The 16,474-nt window shown below is 72.8% G+C and carries 15 protein-coding genes; 5 read left to right on the plus strand and 10 right to left on the minus strand.

Annotation, left to right across the window (positions count from 1 at the left end; all coding sequences use genetic code 11):
- The 9 genes from ACH4J0_RS22995 to ACH4J0_RS23035 all read right to left on the minus strand — a co-directional run.
- On the minus strand, window positions 1-278 hold a 278-nt coding region (locus ACH4J0_RS22995; protein WP_396242385.1), incomplete at its 3' end, for an ATP-binding cassette domain-containing protein.
- Window positions 279-394: 116 nt separating this feature from the next.
- The gene (locus ACH4J0_RS23000) at window positions 395-1,540 is read right to left on the minus strand and encodes an aliphatic sulfonate ABC transporter substrate-binding protein (protein WP_396242386.1); all 1,146 of its coding nucleotides are present in this window, start codon (window positions 1,538-1,540) and stop codon (window positions 395-397) included.
- A 241-nt stretch (window positions 1,541-1,781) separates the two neighbouring features.
- Entirely contained in the window at window positions 1,782-3,113 is a 1,332-nt protein-coding gene (locus ACH4J0_RS23005) for a sulfate adenylyltransferase subunit 1 (RefSeq protein ID WP_396242387.1), read from the minus strand.
- A 2-nt stretch (window positions 3,114-3,115) separates the two neighbouring features.
- On the minus strand, window positions 3,116-4,072 hold the full coding sequence (gene cysD / locus ACH4J0_RS23010; protein ID WP_396242388.1) for a sulfate adenylyltransferase subunit CysD: 957 nt from the start codon (window positions 4,070-4,072) through the stop codon (window positions 3,116-3,118).
- Window positions 4,069-4,650 (minus strand): adenylyl-sulfate kinase, encoded by a 582-nt coding sequence (gene cysC / locus ACH4J0_RS23015; RefSeq protein ID WP_396242573.1) that lies wholly within the window; start codon window positions 4,648-4,650, stop codon window positions 4,069-4,071. Before cysC ends, cysD begins: the two co-directional genes overlap by 4 nt.
- Before the next feature lie 39 nt (window positions 4,651-4,689).
- On the minus strand, window positions 4,690-5,391 hold the full coding sequence (locus ACH4J0_RS23020; RefSeq protein ID WP_396242389.1) for a phosphoadenylyl-sulfate reductase: 702 nt from the start codon (window positions 5,389-5,391) through the stop codon (window positions 4,690-4,692).
- Window positions 5,372-5,551, minus strand: coding sequence for a hypothetical protein (locus ACH4J0_RS23025; RefSeq protein WP_396242390.1), 180 nt, complete (start codon window positions 5,549-5,551; stop codon window positions 5,372-5,374). Before ACH4J0_RS23025 ends, ACH4J0_RS23020 begins: the two co-directional genes overlap by 20 nt.
- Window positions 5,548-7,272 (minus strand): nitrite/sulfite reductase, encoded by a 1,725-nt coding sequence (locus ACH4J0_RS23030; RefSeq protein ID WP_396242391.1) that lies wholly within the window; start codon window positions 7,270-7,272, stop codon window positions 5,548-5,550. The genes ACH4J0_RS23025 and ACH4J0_RS23030 overlap by 4 nt, the downstream gene beginning before the upstream one ends.
- Before the next feature lie 197 nt (window positions 7,273-7,469).
- Window positions 7,470-7,553 carry a putative leader peptide gene (locus ACH4J0_RS23035; protein WP_310593185.1) on the minus strand — a complete coding sequence of 28 codons (84 nt, stop codon included), beginning with the start codon at window positions 7,551-7,553 and terminating at the stop codon, window positions 7,470-7,472.
- A 200-nt stretch (window positions 7,554-7,753) separates the two neighbouring features.
- On the opposite strand from ACH4J0_RS23035, the gene ACH4J0_RS23040 reads away from it, so the two are divergent.
- On the plus strand, window positions 7,754-9,190 hold the full coding sequence (locus ACH4J0_RS23040; protein WP_396242392.1) for a YihY/virulence factor BrkB family protein: 1,437 nt from the start codon (window positions 7,754-7,756) through the stop codon (window positions 9,188-9,190).
- Window positions 9,191-9,304: 114 nt separating this feature from the next.
- Here ACH4J0_RS23040 and ACH4J0_RS23045 read toward each other — a convergent pair whose 3' ends face one another.
- Complete coding sequence (locus ACH4J0_RS23045; RefSeq protein ID WP_396242393.1) at window positions 9,305-11,116, minus strand: FtsW/RodA/SpoVE family cell cycle protein; 1,812 nt, start codon at window positions 11,114-11,116, stop codon at window positions 9,305-9,307.
- Between the two features lie 214 nt (window positions 11,117-11,330).
- On the opposite strand from ACH4J0_RS23045, the gene ACH4J0_RS23050 reads away from it, so the two are divergent.
- The 4 genes from ACH4J0_RS23050 (at window position 11,331) to ACH4J0_RS23065 (ending at window position 16,464) form a co-directional block, all read left to right on the plus strand.
- Entirely contained in the window at window positions 11,331-12,506 is a 1,176-nt protein-coding gene (locus ACH4J0_RS23050; protein ID WP_396242394.1) for a cytochrome c oxidase assembly protein, read from the plus strand.
- A gap of 300 nt (window positions 12,507-12,806) precedes the next feature.
- Complete coding sequence (gene rsgA, locus ACH4J0_RS23055) at window positions 12,807-13,931, plus strand: ribosome small subunit-dependent GTPase A (RefSeq protein ID WP_396242574.1); 1,125 nt, start codon at window positions 12,807-12,809, stop codon at window positions 13,929-13,931.
- A gap of 377 nt (window positions 13,932-14,308) precedes the next feature.
- Entirely contained in the window at window positions 14,309-15,958 is a 1,650-nt protein-coding gene (locus ACH4J0_RS23060) for a DNA-3-methyladenine glycosylase 2 family protein (protein ID WP_396242395.1), read from the plus strand.
- Entirely contained in the window at window positions 15,955-16,464 is a 510-nt protein-coding gene (locus tag ACH4J0_RS23065) for a methylated-DNA--[protein]-cysteine S-methyltransferase (RefSeq protein WP_396242396.1), read from the plus strand. Before ACH4J0_RS23060 ends, ACH4J0_RS23065 begins: the two co-directional genes overlap by 4 nt.
- Window positions 16,465-16,474: the final 10 nt, after the last annotated feature.

The raw sequence follows: 16,474 nt of genomic DNA on the forward strand, positions 1-16,474 counted from the left end.
ATCAGGGCGGGGCGGCCTCCGGGCACCTCGATGCTGCCGCGGCTGGGCTCGTCGAGGCCGGCGACCAGGTTGAGCAGGGTGGACTTGCCGCAGCCCGAGGCGCCGAGCAGGGTGACGAACTCGCCGGGCGCGACGTCGAGGGTGATGTCGTCCAGCACGTGGGTCCGGGCGCCCGGGCGGCCGAAGGACTTGTGCACGTGCGAGATCCGGACGGCGGGCGCGCCGTCCTCGGTGTCGAGGGCGGGGGCGTCGGCCTCGGTGGTCAGTGCCGGGCTCATGGGGACCTCCTGCATGTGGTCTGGGGGCTGGCGAGTCGGAGCCGGGGTCCGGGCCCCGCCCGCGCCGGTGGGCATCGATCGGGGATCGACCGGGCGGGCGGGGCCGGACCGCGGAGTTACTTGGCGCCGAGTCCGGCGTCCGTCACGGGCGCCTGGCCCTTGGCCGCGAGGACCTTGTTCAGCAGGGTGAGGTCGTAGATGCCGTTGAGGTCGGGCTTCTTGAGGAGCCCGGCGGTCACGGCGTGGTCGGCCTCGGCCTGGAGGGTGCCGGCCAGCGGGTCGTCCAGGAAGTCGATGTCGGACCAGGCCGGGTCGAGGACGGCCGGCTCCAGGGCGTTGCCGGCCTCCTTCCTGATCGCCTCGTTGGCGTCGGCCTTGGCCTTGTCCGGGTTGGCCTTGATGAAGGCGTTGGTGTTCACCGAGCCGCGCAGCACGGCCTCCACCACGTCCGGGTGCTCCTTGAGGAACTTCTGCGAGACGATGAGGTTGGTGATCACGAACTTCTTGTCCGGCCAGACGTCCTTCTCGTCGAGCAGGACCTTCGCGCCGAGGGTGACCAGCTTGGAGGCGGTGGGCTCGGGCACCCAGGCGCCGTCGACGGAGCCCTGCCGGTAGGCGTCGGGGGTGACCTTGTTGTCGGTGCGCACCACCGAGACGTCGCCCGCGCCGGAGGCCGCGTCCACCTTGTAGCCCCTGCCCGCCAGGTAGTTGAGCAGGGCCACGTCCTGGGTGTTGCCCAGCTGCGGGGTGGCGATCCTCTTGCCCCTGAGGTCGTCCAGCGAGGAGATCTTCTCCGGGTTGACCACGAGCTTGACCCCGCCGGAGGCGGAACCACCGATGATCTTCAGGGACTTGCCGTCGGACTTGGTGTAGCCGTTGATCGCGGGGGAGGGGCCGATCCAGCCGATGTCGATGGAGCCGGCGTTGAGCGCCTCGATCTCGGCCGGGCCCGCGTTGAAGACCTGGGTCTTGATCTGGGTGGCGCCCAACTCCTTCTGGAACGTCCCCTCCTGGAGGCCGACCAGTGCGGTGCCGTGGGTCAGGTTGGCGAAGTAGCCGATCTTCACCGTGGGGGAGGACAGTTTGACGCCCGCGGCCCCGGCCGGGGCCGCGGAGCCGCTGTCGGCGGCCTTGGAGCCGTAGCCGCAGGCCGACAGCAGGGCCACGGCGGTCAGGCCGGCGAGGGCGGCCGCGGCGGTGCGTCTGATCCGTCCGGCGTTGGGGCGCAGGAAGCTGTGCGAGGGGGCCGGGTCGGGTGCCATGGTGTGAGTCCTGTTCGCGGACGGACCGTCAGGAGGCGGTCCCGGGGGGACGGTTGGAAGTGGTGCGCGCGGCACGTCGGTGCCGGGGCAGGCCGGGCGGCGGTTGGGACGCGGCCCGGTGACGGGGCGTGTCAGCCCCGTCGGCCCACACATCGGGTCAGGCCGCCCTGGCCGCTGCCGAGGACGCCGCTGCCGATGCGGCCGCCTTCCTTGTCCATGCCCGAGAACGCCTCGCTGGGCATCAGACCCAGTCCTCCCCTTCGGATGCGTCGGGTGCGTCGTTGGTGCGTACGGTCTCGAAGGCCTCGCCCGCCATGCCGGCGGTGAGGGTGGTGCCGTCGGCCGGGTCGATCAGGAGGAACGAACCGGTGCGGCGGTTGTCGGTGTAGTCGTCGAGGGCCAGCGGCTCGGCGGTGCGCAGCTTCACGTGGCCGATGTCGTTGACGTTCAACCCCTCGGCACCGGAGCGCCGTTCCAGCGTGTCGATGTCGATCCGGTAGGAGATCTCCTTGACCAGCGCGCGCACGGTGCGGGTGGTGTGCTTGAGCAGCACCTTGTCGCCGGCGCGCAGCGGCCGCTCGTTGAGGTGGCTGACGGTCGCCTCGATGTCCTTGGTGGGGACGGGCGCCGGCCCGGCGGCGAGGAGGTCGCCGCGGGAGACGTCGACGTCGTCGGCGAGCCGGACGGTGACCGACTGCGGCGCCCAGGCGATGTCGCTCTCGCGGCCGAGCGCGTCGATCCCGGCGACGGTGGTGGTCAGGCCGGAGGGCAGCACGGTGACGGAGTCGCCGACCCGCAGCACCCCGGAGGCCAGCTGGCCCGCGTAGCCGCGGTAGTCGGGGTGCTCCTCGGTCTGCGGGCGGATCACGTACTGGACCGGGAAGCGGGCGCTCTCCCGGCTCGGGTCGCTGCCGACCGGGACGGTCTCCAGGTGCTCCAGCAGGGTCGGGCCGCCGTACCAGTCCATGTGCGCGGACGGCTCGACGACGTTGTCCCCGGCCAGGGCCGAGATCGGGACGGCGAGGACGTCGCCCACGCCGAGGGAGGCGGCGTAGCCGGTGAACTCCTCGGCGATGGCGGCGAAGACGGGCTCGGCGTAGTCGACCAGGTCCATCTTGTTGACGGCCAGCACGACGTGCGGCACCCGCAGCAGCGCGGCGACGGCCGCGTGTCGGCGGGTCTGCTCGACCACGCCGTTGCGGGCGTCGACCAGGACGACGGCGAGCTCGGCGGTGGAGGCACCGGTGACCATGTTGCGGGTGTACTGCACGTGCCCGGGGGTGTCGGCGAGGATGAACCGCCGCCGGGGGGTGGCGAAGTAGCGGTAGGCGACGTCGATGGTGATGCCCTGCTCGCGTTCGGCGCGCAGGCCGTCGGTGAGCAGTGCGAGGTCGGGCGCCTCCTGGCCGCGGCCCAGGGAGACGCGCTCGACGGCCTCCAGCTGGTCGGCGAGCACCGACTTGGAGTCGTGGAGCAGCCGGCCGACCAGGGTGGACTTGCCGTCGTCGACGGAGCCGGCGGTGGCGAAGCGCAGCAGCGACGTGGCGGTGGCTTCCCGGGTGGTGCTGGTCATGGTTAGAAGTACCCCTCGCGCTTGCGGTCTTCCATCGCGGCCTCGGAGAGCTTGTCGTCGGCGCGGGTCGCGCCGCGCTCGGTGAGGCGGCTGGCGGCGATCTCGGCGATCACGGCCTCGATGGTGGTGGCGTCGGAGTCGACGGCGCCGGTGCAGGACATGTCGCCGACGGTGCGGTAGCGGACCAGCCGCCGCTCGACCGGCTCGCTGTCCTTGGGGCCGCCCCACTCGCCGGCGGTCAGCCACATGCCGCCCCGGGAGAAGACGTCCCGCTCGTGCGCGTAGTAGATCTCCGGCAGTTCGATGCCCTCGCGCTCGATGTACTGCCAGACGTCCAGCTCGGTCCAGTTGGACAGCGGGAAGACCCGCACGTGCTCGCCGACCGCGTGCCGGCCGTTGTACAGCGACCACAGCTCGGGGCGCTGGCGGCGCGGGTCCCAGGCGCCGAACTCGTCGCGCAGGGAGAAGACGCGCTCCTTGGCGCGGGCCTTCTCCTCGTCCCGGCGGCCGCCGCCGAACACCGCGTCGAAGCGGCCCCTCTCGATGGCGTCGAGCAGCGGGACGGTCTGGAGCGGGTTGCGGGTGCCGTCCGGGCGCTCGCGCAGCCGGCCGTCGTCGATGAAGTCCTGGACGTGGGCGACGTGCAGGCGCAGGTTGTGCTCGGCCACGACGCGGTCGCGGTAGGCGAGGACCTCGGGGAAGTTGTGCCCGGTGTCGACGTGCAGCAGCGAGAAGGGGATGGCGGCGGGCGCGAAGGCCTTGAGCGCCAGGTGCAGCATCAGGATGGAGTCCTTGCCGCCGGAGAACAGGATCACCGGGCGCTCGAACTCCCCCGCGACCTCGCGGAAGATGTGCACCGACTCGGCCTCCAGCGCGTCCAGGTGGGACAGCGCGAACGGGCCCCCCGAATTCTCACCCCGGGCGTCGGTGCGGACCGGACCGTCGGTCGCGGTGGTCATGCCAGGCCCCTCTCGGTCAGGAAGGCGTGCAGCTCGGCGGCGGAGTCGGCCACCTCGCGGCCCTGCGTCTGGATCCGCAGCTCCGGGTTCTCCGGGGCCTCGTACGGGTCGTCGACCCCGGTCAGGCCGGAGATCTCGCCGGCCGCCTGCTTGGCGTACAGGCCCTTGACGTCCCGTTCGGCGCACAGCTCGACCGGGGTGGCGACGTGGATCTCCAGGAACTCGGTGCCCGCCGCCGCGTGCCGCTCGCGCACGGCGGTGCGGGAGTCGGCGAACGGGGCGATCACCGGGGCGAGCACCTTGACGCCGTTGGCGGCGAGCTTCTCGGCGACGAAGCCGATCCGGGTGACGTTGGTGTGCCGGTCCTCGCGGGAGAAGCCGAGGCCCCTGGAGAGGAACTCGCGGATCTCGTCGCCGTCCAGGACCTCAACCTTGTGGCCCTCGGCGCGCAGCCGCTCGGCCAGTGCGAAGGCCAGGGTGGTCTTGCCCGCGCTCGGCAGGCCGGTCAGCCACACGGTGGCGCCGCGCTCGCAGGGGGCGGCCGCGGGGGCCGCCTCTGCGGCTCCATCGGCGACCAGGGTGTCAGCTGTCACGGTTCTTTCCTTAGGGAGAGTCGGTTAGAGGTGGATGCCGCACTCGGTCTTGCCGGAGCCGGACCAGCGCCCGGCCCGGGCGTCCTCGCCCTCGCCCGGCTTGCGGGTGCAGGACAGCGGCGAGCAGCCGATCGAGGTGTAGCCCTCCCACAGCAGCGGGTTGAGCAGCACGCCGTTGGCGGCGACGTAGGCGTCCACGTCCTCCTGCGTCCACCGGGCGATCGGGGCGATCTTGACCTTGCGGCGCTTCGGGTCCCACGCGACCACCGGGGTGTTCGCCCGGGTCGGGGACTCGTCGCGGCGCAGCCCGGTGGCCCAGGCGTCGTAGCCGCCGAGGCCGCGGCTGAGCGGCTCGACCTTGCGCAGCGAGCAGCACAGGTCCGGGTCGCGGTCGTGCAGGTTCGGCCCGTACTCGGCGTCCTGCTCGGCGACGGTCTTCAGCGGGGTGAGCGTGATGACGTTGACCGGCATGGTCGCGGCCACCGCGTCCCGGGTGCCGATGGTCTCCGCGAAGTGGTAGCCGGTGTCCAGGAAGACCACGTCGACACCGGGGAACACCGAGGCGGCGAGGTGGGCGACCACCGCGTCCTCCATGGAGGAGGTCACGCAGAACCGCTTGCCGAAGGTGTCGGCGGCCCAGCGCAGGACCTCCTGCGCCGTGGCCTCCTCCAGCTCGCGGCCGGCCCGGACGGCGATCTCCTCGTGGTCAGTCGCGGTGCTGCTCATGGGACGTACCCCCGTTGGTCGGTGACAGCAGGCCGAGGAACTTCAGCTGGAAGGCGCGGCGGCACCCGTGGCACTCCCAGGCGCCGTGGCCGGCCTCGGACGGGCGCAGGTCCTCGTCCCCGCAGTAGGGGCAGAAGAACGGTGCGGCTCGCTCGGTCACGACAGCTGCTCCTCGGTGGCCCGGGCCGTCCACTGGGCGAAGCGCTCGCCCTCGGTCCGCTCGGCCTGGTAGCGGGTCAGCAGGCGCTCGACGTAGTCGGGCAGGCCGGCGCTGGTGACCTTGAGGCCGCGGACCTTGCGGCCGAAGCCCGCCTCCAGACCGAGCGCGCCGCCCAGGTGCACCTGGTAGCCCTCGACCTGGTTGCCGTGCTCGTCGGTGACGAGCTGTCCCTTGAGGCCGATGTCGGCGACCTGGATGCGGGCGCAGGCGTTCGGGCAGCCGTTGATGTTGATGGTCAGCGGCTCGGCGAAGTCCGGGAGGCGCTGCTCCAGTTCGTCGATCAGGGAGCGGCCGCGCTCCTTGGTCTCGACGATGGCGAGCTTGCAGTACTCGATGCCGGTGCAGGCCATGGTGCCGCGGCGGAACGGCGATGGGGTGACCCGCAGGTCGAGCTCCTCCAGGCCGGCCACCACCGACTCGACGTGCTCCTCGGCGACGTCGAGGATCAGCATCTTCTGCTCGGTGGTGGTGCGCACCCGGTCGCTGCCGTGGGCGGCGGCGAGGTCGGCGATCCGGCCGAGCAGCTTGCCGTCGACCCGGCCGACGCGCGGGGCGAAGCCGATGTAGTAGCGGCCGTCCTGCTGCTGGTGGACGCCGACGTGGTCGCGCCAGCGGGCGACGGGCTCGGCGGGCGCGGGGCCGTCGACCAGGGGGGCCTTCAGGTACTCGTCCTCCAGCACCTGACGGAACTTCTCCACGCCCCAGTCGGAGACCAGGAACTTCAGCCGGGCGCGGTTGCGCAGGCGCCGGTAGCCGTAGTCGCGGAAGATGCCGATCACACCGCCGAAGACGTCCGGCACCTGCTCCAGCGGGACCCAGGCACCCAGCCGCACGCCCAGCTTGGGGTTGGTGGACAGGCCGCCGCCGACCCACAGGTCGAAGCCGGGGCCGTGCTCGGGGTGGACGACGCCGACGAAGGAGACGTCGTTGATCTCGTGGGCGACGTCCAGCAGCGGGGAGCCGGAGATCGCGGCCTTGAACTTGCGCGGCAGGTTGGAGAACTCGGGGTTGCCGATGAAGCGGCGCTGGATCTCCTCGATCGCCGGGGTGCCGTCGATGATCTCGTCCCGGGCGACGCCGGCCACCGGGGAGCCGAGGATGGCGCGCGGGGTGTCGCCGCAGGCCTCGGTGGTGGACAGGTCGACGGCCTCCAGCTTCTGCCAGATCGCCGGGACGTCCTCGATCCGGATCCAGTGGTACTGGATGTTCTGCCGGTCGGTCAGGTCGGCGGTGCCCCGGGCGTACTGCTCGGAGACCTCGGCCACGGCCCGCAGCTGGGGGACCGTCAGCCGGCCGCCGTCGATGCGCACGCGCATCATGAAGTACTCGGCGTCCAGCTCGTGCGGGTCCAGGATCGCGGTCTTGCCGCCGTCGATGCCCTCCTTGCGCTGGGTGTAGAGCCCCCACCAGCGCATCCGGCCGCGCAGGTCGGCGGGGTCGATCGAGTCGAAGCCCCGGTGCGCGTAGATCGTCTCAATGCGTGTCCGCACATTGAGACCGTCGTCGTCCTTCTTCACCTGCTCGTTGGCGTTCAGGGGGGTGAAGTGCCCCATGCCCCACTGGCCCTCGCCGCGGTGGCGGGTCACCTTGCGAGCCGCGGCGGGGCGGCGCGCGGCGGTGCGGTCGGCCGTGGGCTCTGCGGTCTCGGGAGAGGTGGCCATGCTGAAGTCCTTCGGGGCAGGTGGCGCTGACGCCGGGTGGGTCGCGGAGCGTGCTCGGCCGTGCGGTGCTGCTGTGACCTGCGGGTTTCTCAGGGCCGGGAGAGCAGTGACCGGGCCGGGCGGGCGCCTGCGCATCCGCTGGTGCGGGGATGGGCGTTGGATCGGCGCCGGGTGCGGTGGTGCGGCGGGGTGGGGGCTCAGGTCACCGGACAGATGGCGCTGGACACGCGAAGGAGATCGACGTGGAGTCGACCTACCAGGGTGGTTCCGGCGCTAGGCATGGCAAGAGATTCGCACGGCGCGGGACTCGAGGTCCACTAACATCCGAATACTGGACTCCAGGGTTTCGAACTGTGGGACAGATGACGGTTCCCGCCGCTCCCCGCCGGGCGTCCCGAAGGACCGCGTACGGGCGTGGCGCACGAGCCCGTACCCCCGGGGGAGATCAACCGCATCGCCCCGGCCCGATACCGTTAGCGCTGTGCAAGCAGCAGGCGATACGAGCAGACCGACCCCCGAGCGGCCGTCCCGGCGGCGGGGCAAGGGCTCCAGGCGCGCGGCCAAACGGGCCACCTGGCGCCGTACGGCATGGGACCTGGTCAAGGACACCACCAACACCTGCGTCGAGTACCGGGTCACCGGCCTCGCCGCGGAGGCGGCCTTCTTCACCCTGCTGTCGATCCCGCCGCTGCTGCTCGGCCTGGCCGCCACCCTCGGCTACCTCGACGAGTTCCTCGGCGCCGGCACCATCGACCGGCTCAAGCACGACATCGTCTCGGCCTCCGGGACGGTGCTCTCGGAGTCCTCCGTCAACGAGGTCGTCAAACCGCTGCTCAGCCAGGTCTTCGACCACGTCCGGCCGGACCTGATCTCGATCGGCTTCCTGTTCTCGCTGTGGTCCGGATCCCGGGCGCTCTACATCTTCATCGACACCATCACCGTGATGTACGGGCTGGACGGCAAGCGGGGCATCGTCAAGACCCGGCTGATGTCGCTGGGCCTCTACCTCGGCGCCCTCGTCATCGGCTCCCTGGTGCTGCCGCTGATGATGGCCGGGCCCGGACTGGTCGAGAACGCCGTGTCAGGTCTCGCCGGGGTGGTCAGCGCCGCCTACTGGCCGGTCGCGATCCTGCTGCTGATCGTCTCCCTCACCACCCTCTACCACCTGGCCGTACCGGTCTCCACGCCCTGGCGCGAGGACATCCCCGGCGCGCTGGTCGCCCTGGTGGTGCTGGTCTTCTGCAGCGTCGGCCTGCGGATCTACCTGGTCAGCTCGATCGAGGGCCCCTCGTTGTACGCCTCGCTGGCGGCGCCGGTGGCCGTGCTGCTGTGGATCTTCGTGGTGGCCCTCGCGGTGCTCATCGGCGCCGCCATGAACGCCGCGATAGACCGCCGCTGGCCCACCCTGGAGACCGCCGACGCCCGCGCCGAGAACGAGCGTGCCCACGAGGAGGCGGCCGCCGCCGTGGTCCGCGAGGTCGCCGCCCGACGGGCCGTCGAACGGGCCCGGCGCGCCCGCGAACTGGGCCTGGCCGAGGGCGTCGAGGAGGAGTGGGGCGAGGAGGAGGCGGACGACGTCGACGCGCCCGCCGAGTACCCCGAGCGGTGGGCCGACGTGCTGGCCGCGGACAACCTGCGCGGCCGCCTCACCGCCCGGCCCGGACCGCACCACCGGCCCGCCCCGCCGCCACCGGACAGCGACCGGCCGGTCGGTCCGCCGCCGGAGCGGCCGGGGGCGGGGCAGCCGGGGCCGGGGCAGCCGGGGCCGGGGCACGGGCCGGAGCGGCCGGGGTCGGGGCCGGGGCAGGTACCGGAGCGGCCGGGATCGGGACCGGGTCAGGCACACGGGCCGGAGCGGCCGGGGTCGGGGCCGGGCTATCCGTCCGGGCCGCCGCGGCCACCGTGGGAGCAGCGGTAGCGGGTTCTCCGTCCACGGGTACGGGCAGGGCCTCCCTCGCGGGCGCGGGGGAGGCCCTGTGCGTTCGAGCGGCCGGGGCCGCGGCCCTCGGGGGGTTCTCGCGGGTCCGGGGGCTCAGGCCGACGGGTTCGGTGGGAAGGGGGACTGCGGCGGCAGGCCGTAGCCGTGGGTGGGCTGCTCGTTGACCGGCGGGTAGCCGTAAGAGGCCTGCGGGGCGGACGGCTGGGGCCCGGTGGGGTGCTGCGGCGTGGCGGGGGCGTGGCCGAAGGCGGGGCGCAGCTCGGTGGCGGCGCCCGGGTCCGCGAGTCCGCGGCCGACGGTGGTCTGCGCCGTGGGGTCGGAACCGGGGGCCAGGGGCTGGCCCGCGCCGCCCAGGGTCCGGCCCGGGGCGGGACTCGGGTCCTGACCCTGGTTCGAGCCCGCGCTCGGGCCGGGGTTCTGGTTCCGGTCCTGGTTCCGGTCGGGGCCCGGAGTCGGCGGGGCCGGGTCGGAGGCCCCCGCGCGCTCGCCCGGGCCGGCCTGCGCGGGGAGCGGCTCGGGGGTGGGCTGGACCGGGTCCAGGGCGGTGCGTCCGGAGGAGTCGCTCAGCTTGATCAGCAGCGCGACCATCAGCCAGTTCGCCAGCAGCGAGGACCCGCCGGCCGCCAGGAACGGCAGCGCCTTCCCGGTCAGCGGGACCAGTCCGCTCACGCCGCCGACCACCACGAAGATCTGCAGCGCGAGCGCCGCCGACAGCCCGGCGGCCAGCAGCTTGCCGAACGGGTCGGTCAGGCCGATCGCGGTGCGCAGGCCGCGCTGGATCAGCAGCACGTACACCAGCAGGACGGCGGTCACCCCGGCCAGGCCGAGCTCCTCGCCGATGGTGGTGAAGATGAAGTCGCTGCGCCCGGCGAAGCCGATCAGCCATGGCCGGCCCGAGCCCAGGCCCGTCCCGGTCAGGTGCCCGGTGCCCAGGCTGAACAGCGCCTCGGCGGGCTGTTCGGAGATCGCCGGGTCGTGCACCGGCTTGTAGTAGTCGAGCGGGTGCAGCCAGGCCTCGACACGGCCGTGCACGTGCGGTTCAAGGGTGCCGACCACCGTCGCGCCGCCGACCGCCATCAGCACGCCGAGCACCACCCAGCTGGTGCGCTCGGTCGCCACGTACAGCATCACGATGAAGAGGCCGAAGAAGATCAGCGAGGTGCCGAGGTCGCGTTCGAAGATCAGCACCAGCAGGCTGACCGCCCAGATCGCCAGCACCGGACCGGCGTGCCGGCCGCGCGGCAGGGTCATCCCCCAGACCTTCCGCCCGGCCAGCGCCAGGGCGTCCCGGTTGGCCATCAGGTAGCCCGCGAAGAAGATCGTGATCGCGACCTTCACGAACTCGTCCGGCTCGAAGGAGGGCAGGCCCGGGAGCTTGATCCACCGCTTGGCGCCGAAGCTGTCGGTGGGCGAGAACACCGGCGCGGTCAGCAGCACCAGTGCGCCCGCCATCATCACGTAGACGTACCGCTGGAAGAAGCGGTGGTGCTTGACGAAGACGATCAGTGCGATCGCCGCCGCCACCGAGATGAACACCCACATCATCTGGGAGGGCGCGGCCGGGAGCTTCTGGTAGTCGCCCTTGCCGGGGTGCGCGGCCTTGTAGCTGAAGTCCAGCCGGTCCAGCAGCATCAGCCCGAAGCCGGTCAGGAAGACGCCCAGCGGCAGGATCAGCGGGTCCGCGTAGGGCGCGAACCGGCGCACCGCCAGGTGCGCCACCGCGACCAGCGCTCCCAGGGACAGGCCGTGGACCAGCAGCCCGGACGGCATCTTGCCGGTCAGCGCCAGCGAGGCGTCGATGTGTCCGGCCAGACAGACGGCCACCGCGAGCGCCAGCAGGCCAAGCTCGATGTTGCGGTGGCGCGCGGCCAGCCGGCGGCCCTCGCCGCGTGCAGTGCTTTGCACCTCTTGTCGTCCCCTTGTTGTCACCCACGTGGCCGGTATCGCGCCGACGGTGCATCCTGCCAGACGAACGCGGCCCCGCGCCGGTTGCGCCTCCGGACCGGGCAAGGGCAGAACTTTGCCTCGGCAAAGCTTTGTTGGGCTTTGGTAAAGCTTTGTTCAGGCCCGGGTATAGAGGTGAGCCCCGGGTGTGGCGGGCGGGGTGGGGAGCGCCATCATGGCCGGGCGTCGAGGCCCCTGCCCGGCGACTCCCGGCGCCTCCCCGGCGACCCCGGGTGGCGGTGCGGACGAGGTGGGCGGACGGATGAACGGCGCGGTGGATCTCGCGGCCCAGGCGCTCGGCCACGGTGGTGCCGTCCAGGCGCTCGGCCACGGTGGCCTCGTCCCGGTGCTCGGGGACGCTGGCGCGGCCCACGCGCTCGCCTACAGCGGGCCGCCCGCGTGGCAGTGGTCCGACCTGGCCACCTCCTGGACCCTCGAACCGCTCGTGCTCGTCCTGTCGGTGCTGCTCGGCGGCTGGTACCTGACCGCGGTGCGCACCGTCCACCGCGGCGACGGCGCACGCTGGCAGCCCACCCGCACCGCGGCGTTCCTCGGCGGGCTGCTCCTGTGGATCTGGTGCACCTGCTCCGGCCTCGGGGTCTACGAGCGCATCCTCTTCACCGACCGGGCCGTGCAGGTCGTGCTGCTGCTCATGGTCGTCCCGCTGCTCCTCGCGCTCGGGGCGCCCGTCTCGCTGCTGGTCGAGTCCTCGCCGGAGCAGCGGCGGGAGCGGATCCTGCGGGTGCTGGGGAGCCGGCCGTCCAAGGTGCTGATGTTCCCGGCGGTCTCCACGGCGCTGCTGATGGCGCCGCCGTGGCTCCTCTACTTCACGCCCTGGTACGAGTGGTCGCTCTCCAGCGGGGTCGGGAACGTCGTCCTCCACCTGGCACTGGTGCTGCTGGGCCTCGCCTACTTCTGGCCGCGACTGCAGATCGACCCGGTCGGGCACGAGTACCCGCACCTGGTCGGGCTGTTCATCACCTTCGCCGAGGTGATCTTCGACGCCGGACTGGGGATCGTGCTGATCTACGGCGGGCACCTCGTCGCCGAGCACTACTACGTCGCGCTCGGGCGGCCCTGGGGGCCGAGCCTCGCCCAGGACCAGACCTGGGGCGGCAACGCCGTCTGGGTGCTGGGCGACCTCGTCGGGCTGCCGTTCCTGGCCGCGCTGGTGCGGCGGATGGTGGTGCAGGGGCGCGAGGAGATCAAGGCCGTGGACGCCGAACTGGACGCCCGCTTCGAGGCGCAGGCGGCGCAGGCCCGGGCGGCGGGGCTGCCGGAGGAGGAGGAGACGGGCATGCGGCCCTGGTGGCTGGACGACCCGAACCTCAAGCACCGCTACGGCGGGTAGGCCGACCGCTCCGACCGCGTTTCCGCAGGTCAAAAATAGGTTGGCCGTCGTCGCGCGCCCCGCTAGCGTGTGACACGTCAGGTTCGGGGGCCATTGGGCCGCCCGAGGAGTAGAGAGCAGGAGGTGAACCCCCGTGGTCGTTGTCGCCCCGATAGCTGCCCTGGGCAGCACGCGCGTTCACCTCCTTTTCCCGGCCGCCGGCTGAGCCTTCCTCGCCAGCCGTAGCCCGCCGGGACCATCTCCTCCCGAAGGGCCACTGCGTTGTTCAACGCTGCCTCCGCTTCGTCGTTCTCTTCTTCCATCTCCTTCTCCGGCGACAGCTTCACCGAGAGCTCCGCCGAGAGCTCCACCGGGAGTTCCCCGCTGGTCGGCTACGGCTGGACGCCGGAGCTCGCCGAGCTCTTCGCCCCGCTCGCCGAAGCCGGGCTGCTCCCGGCCCGGATCGTCCGGGTCGACCGCGGCCAGTGCGACGCCGTCCTCGCCGACCCGGAGACGGGCGAGCTGCGCACCGTCCGCCTCGACACGCGGCGGGTGGGCGACGCCGACATGATCAACTGCCCGTGCACGGGCGACTGGGCCGCCGTCGACCCGCACGCCCAGCCGATGGCCGCCGTCACCGCGCTGCTGCCGCGCTCCACCGCGATCATCCGCAAGGTGGCCGGCAAGCGCTCCGACGGTCAGGTACTGGCGGCCAACGTCGACACCGTCCTGATCGCCGCCTCGCTCGCGGCCGATCCCGACCTCGGGCGGATCGAGCGCTTCCTCGCCCTGGCGTGGGAGTCCGGCGCCGAACCCCTGGTCGTCCTCACCAAGGCCGACCTGGTGGACGACGCCGACTTCATCCGGGCCGACGTCGAAGCCGTCGCCCCCGGCGTCACCGTGCTGGTGGTCAGCGCCGAGACCGGCGAGGGCATCGATGTGCTCCGCGCCTGCGCCCCCGGCACCGCGGTGCTGATCGGCCAGTCCGGCGTGGGCAAGTCCACCCTGACCAACGCGCTGGTCGGAGCGGATGTGATGACCGTCCAGCAGGCCCGTGAGGTCGACCAGAAGGGCCGCCACACCACGACCACCCGCGAACTGATATCGCTGCCCGGCGGTGGCGTGCTGATCGACACCCCAGGGCTGCGTGAGGTCGGCCTCTATGGTGGCGAGGGGGTGGACCTGGCCTTCGCGGACATAGCCGAGCTGGCCGAGGAGTGCCGCTTCCACGACTGCAACCACCACACCGAGCCCGGCTGCGCGGTACGGGCGGCGCTGGGCGACGGCACCCTGCCACAGCGCCGGATGGACAGCTACCTCAAGCTCCAGCGCGAGAACGAGTGGATCGCCTCCCGTTCGGATGCCCGGGTGGCCAAGGCTCGGTTGAACAAGTGGAAGGCGATCACCAAGTCGATGCGTGCGGCGGGAGGTCCGGTGAAGCGTTGAGCAGTTGTGCTCCTGGCCCGGGGGCTGAACAGCCGCGCTGATCATGATCACTTGGGTTGGCCACCCGTAGTGGCGGGGCCACCTGCTCTGGCCGGCCGCCGGCGGCCGGCCAGAGCAGGACGGGGCCAATGCAGGGCGGGCCTCGGGCGCGTGGGCGCGGCAAGCGTGGTGGATGTACCCGGTGGGTGCGCGCGGTGGGCGCGGAGGTGGTGTGCGCGAGCGGTGGTGGCGGTGGTGGTGCGCGCGGGTGCTAACGGGTGGGCGGAGGAGGGGAGGGGCCCAGGCAGTGGAGAAGGTAACTCCCCCCAGCGGTTCCGTCGCCGCTCCGGCAGTTCCGGAGCGGCGACGGGCAAACGAGCGCCGGGCCCCAAACGGTGATGTCCGATTCCCGCCAGTCGCCCCCCGCCCGGTGCCGCAGACTGGACAACGTGATCGACGACGACATCCGGTACCGAGCCGTGGACAGCCGAGACTCCCGCTTCGACGGGGTCTTCTTCACGGCCGTCACCTCCACCGGCATCTACTGCCGACCGAGCTGCCCCGCCGTGACCCCCAAGCGCGCGAACTGCCGTTTCTACCCCAGCGCCGCGGCCGCCCAGGGCGCCGGCTTCCGGGCCTGCCGCCGCTGCCGCCCGGACTCCGTGCCCGGTTCCCCGGAGTGGAACCACCGCACCGACCTGGTCGGCCGCGCGATGCGCCTGATCGGCGACGGCGTGGTGGACCGCGAGGGCGTCGCGGGCCTGGCCGGCCGGCTCGGTTACAGCGCCCGGCAGCTGCAGCGCCAGCTGATCGCCGAGCTCGGCGCCGGCCCGATCGCGCTGGCCCGCGCCCGCCGCGCCCAGACCGCCCGGTTGCTCCTGCAGACCACCGAGCTGCCGGTCACCGACATCGCGTTCGCGGCCGGCTTCGCCTCCGTCCGCCAGTTCAACGACACCATCCGCGAGGTCTACGACCGTACGCCCAGCGGCCTGCGCGCCGAGGTCGTGGCGGGCCGTCGCACCGCGACCCCGGCCGGCGGCCTCACCCTGCGCCTGGCCTACCGCGGCGCGATCGACAGCGACCACCTGATCGACTTCCTCGAACTGCGCGCCGTCCCCGGCGTCGAGGAGGTCGTGCCCGGTGCGCGCCCCGGCGTGCGTACCTACCGGCGCACCCTCGCGCTCCCGTACGGGCACGGCATCGCCGAGGTCGACGGCCTCGCCCCGGAGGACCCGCGCACCCGCGGCTGGCTCGACTGCCGTCTGCTGCTCGCCGACCTGCGCGACCTGCCGACCGCCGTCCAGCGCCTGCGCGTGCTCTTCGACCTGGACGCCGACCCCGACGCCGTCGACGAGCAGCTCGGCACCGACCCGGTGCTCGGCCCGCTGGTCCGCGAGCGCCCCGGCCTGCGCTCGCCCGGCCACGTGGAGCCGCACGAGCTCGCCGTCCGCGCCGTGCTCGGCCAGCAGATCACCGTCGGCGCCGCCCGTACCCTGGCGGGCCGCCTCGCCGAGAAGTACGGCACCGCGCTGCCCGAGCCGAACGGCGGTCTGCGGCTGCTCTTCCCCTCGGCGGCTGCCCTGGCCACCGCCGATCCCGAGGACTTCGCGATGCCCGCGGCCCGCCGCCGCGCGCTCACCGGCCTGTGCGCAGCGCTGGCCGAGGGCGTGGTGCGGCTGGACGGTGGGGTGGACCGGGAGGAGGCCGCCGCCCAGCTGCTGGCCCTGCCCGGCATCGGCCCGTGGACGGTCGGCTACCTGCGGATGCGCGCCCTCGCAGACCCCGACGTCTTCCTCCCGAGCGACATCGGCGTCAAGCACGGCCTGATCCGGCTCGGCACCCCCGGGGACCCGAAGGCCGCGGCCCTCGCCGCCGAGGCCTGGGCCCCGTGGCGTTCCTACGCCGTCCACCGGCTGTGGGCCGGCCCCGCGAACACGGCGCCGAGCCCTGCCACGGGCACCGGAACCAGCGCCGGATCCGGCACCGCGACCAGCGCCGGCACCATCAGCACCAGCACCAGCACCGGAACGGAGAACGACCCGGCATGAGCACCACCGTCTACACCACCATGGAGAGCCCCTTCGGCCGCCTGCTGCTCAGCGGCGTGCTGCCCGCGGACGGCGGCGCGGCGGCCCTGGCCACCGTCACCGTCCCCGGACAGAAGTACGCGCTGGCCGAGCCCGCCGACGGCTGGGAGTTCGATCCCGAGGCCCTCGCCGAACCGGTCGCCCAGCTGACCGCCTACTTCAGCGGCGAGCGCACCACCTTCGACCTGCCGCTCGCCCCCCAGGGAACTGAGTTCCGCCGCCGGGTCTGGGCCGCGCTGGACGAGGTCCCGTACGGCACGACCGTCACCTACGGCCGACTCGCCGAGCTGGCCGGTGAGTCGCCGCGGATGGTCCGGGCGGTCGGCGGCGCGGTGGGCGCCAACCCGCTGCTGATCGTGCGCCCCTGCCACCGGGTGCTCGGCGCCAACGGCTCGCTCACCGGCTTCGCGGCGGGCGTGGACCGCAAGCGCTGGCTGCTGGAGCTGGAGAGCGGCACCCTGTTCTGACCCCCGAGAT

The sequence above is a fragment of the Kitasatospora sp. NPDC017646 genome, assembly GCF_044329365.1.
Lineage (GTDB): Bacteria > Actinomycetota > Actinomycetes > Streptomycetales > Streptomycetaceae > Kitasatospora.

Excerpts from the sequence above, each read along its gene's own strand:
- ACH4J0_RS23000 (WP_396242386.1), bottom strand. The coding sequence starts at position 1,540 with ATGGCACCCGACCCGGCCCCCTCGCACAGCTTCCTGCGCCCCAACGCC.
- ACH4J0_RS23005 (WP_396242387.1), bottom strand. The coding sequence starts at position 3,113 with ATGACCAGCACCACCCGGGAAGCCACCGCCACGTCGCTGCTGCGCTTC.
- cysD (WP_396242388.1), bottom strand. The coding sequence starts at position 4,072 with ATGACCACCGCGACCGACGGTCCGGTCCGCACCGACGCCCGGGGTGAG.
- ACH4J0_RS23020 (WP_396242389.1), bottom strand. The coding sequence starts at position 5,391 with ATGAGCAGCACCGCGACTGACCACGAGGAGATCGCCGTCCGGGCCGGC.
- ACH4J0_RS23030 (WP_396242391.1), bottom strand. The coding sequence starts at position 7,272 with ATGGCCACCTCTCCCGAGACCGCAGAGCCCACGGCCGACCGCACCGCC.
- ACH4J0_RS23035 (WP_310593185.1), bottom strand. The coding sequence starts at position 7,553 with ATGCCTAGCGCCGGAACCACCCTGGTAGGTCGACTCCACGTCGATCTC.
- ACH4J0_RS23050 (WP_396242394.1), top strand. The coding sequence starts at position 11,331 with ATGGCCGGGCGTCGAGGCCCCTGCCCGGCGACTCCCGGCGCCTCCCCG.
- ACH4J0_RS23060 (WP_396242395.1), top strand. The coding sequence starts at position 14,309 with ATGTCCGATTCCCGCCAGTCGCCCCCCGCCCGGTGCCGCAGACTGGAC.
- ACH4J0_RS23065 (WP_396242396.1), top strand. The coding sequence starts at position 15,955 with ATGAGCACCACCGTCTACACCACCATGGAGAGCCCCTTCGGCCGCCTG.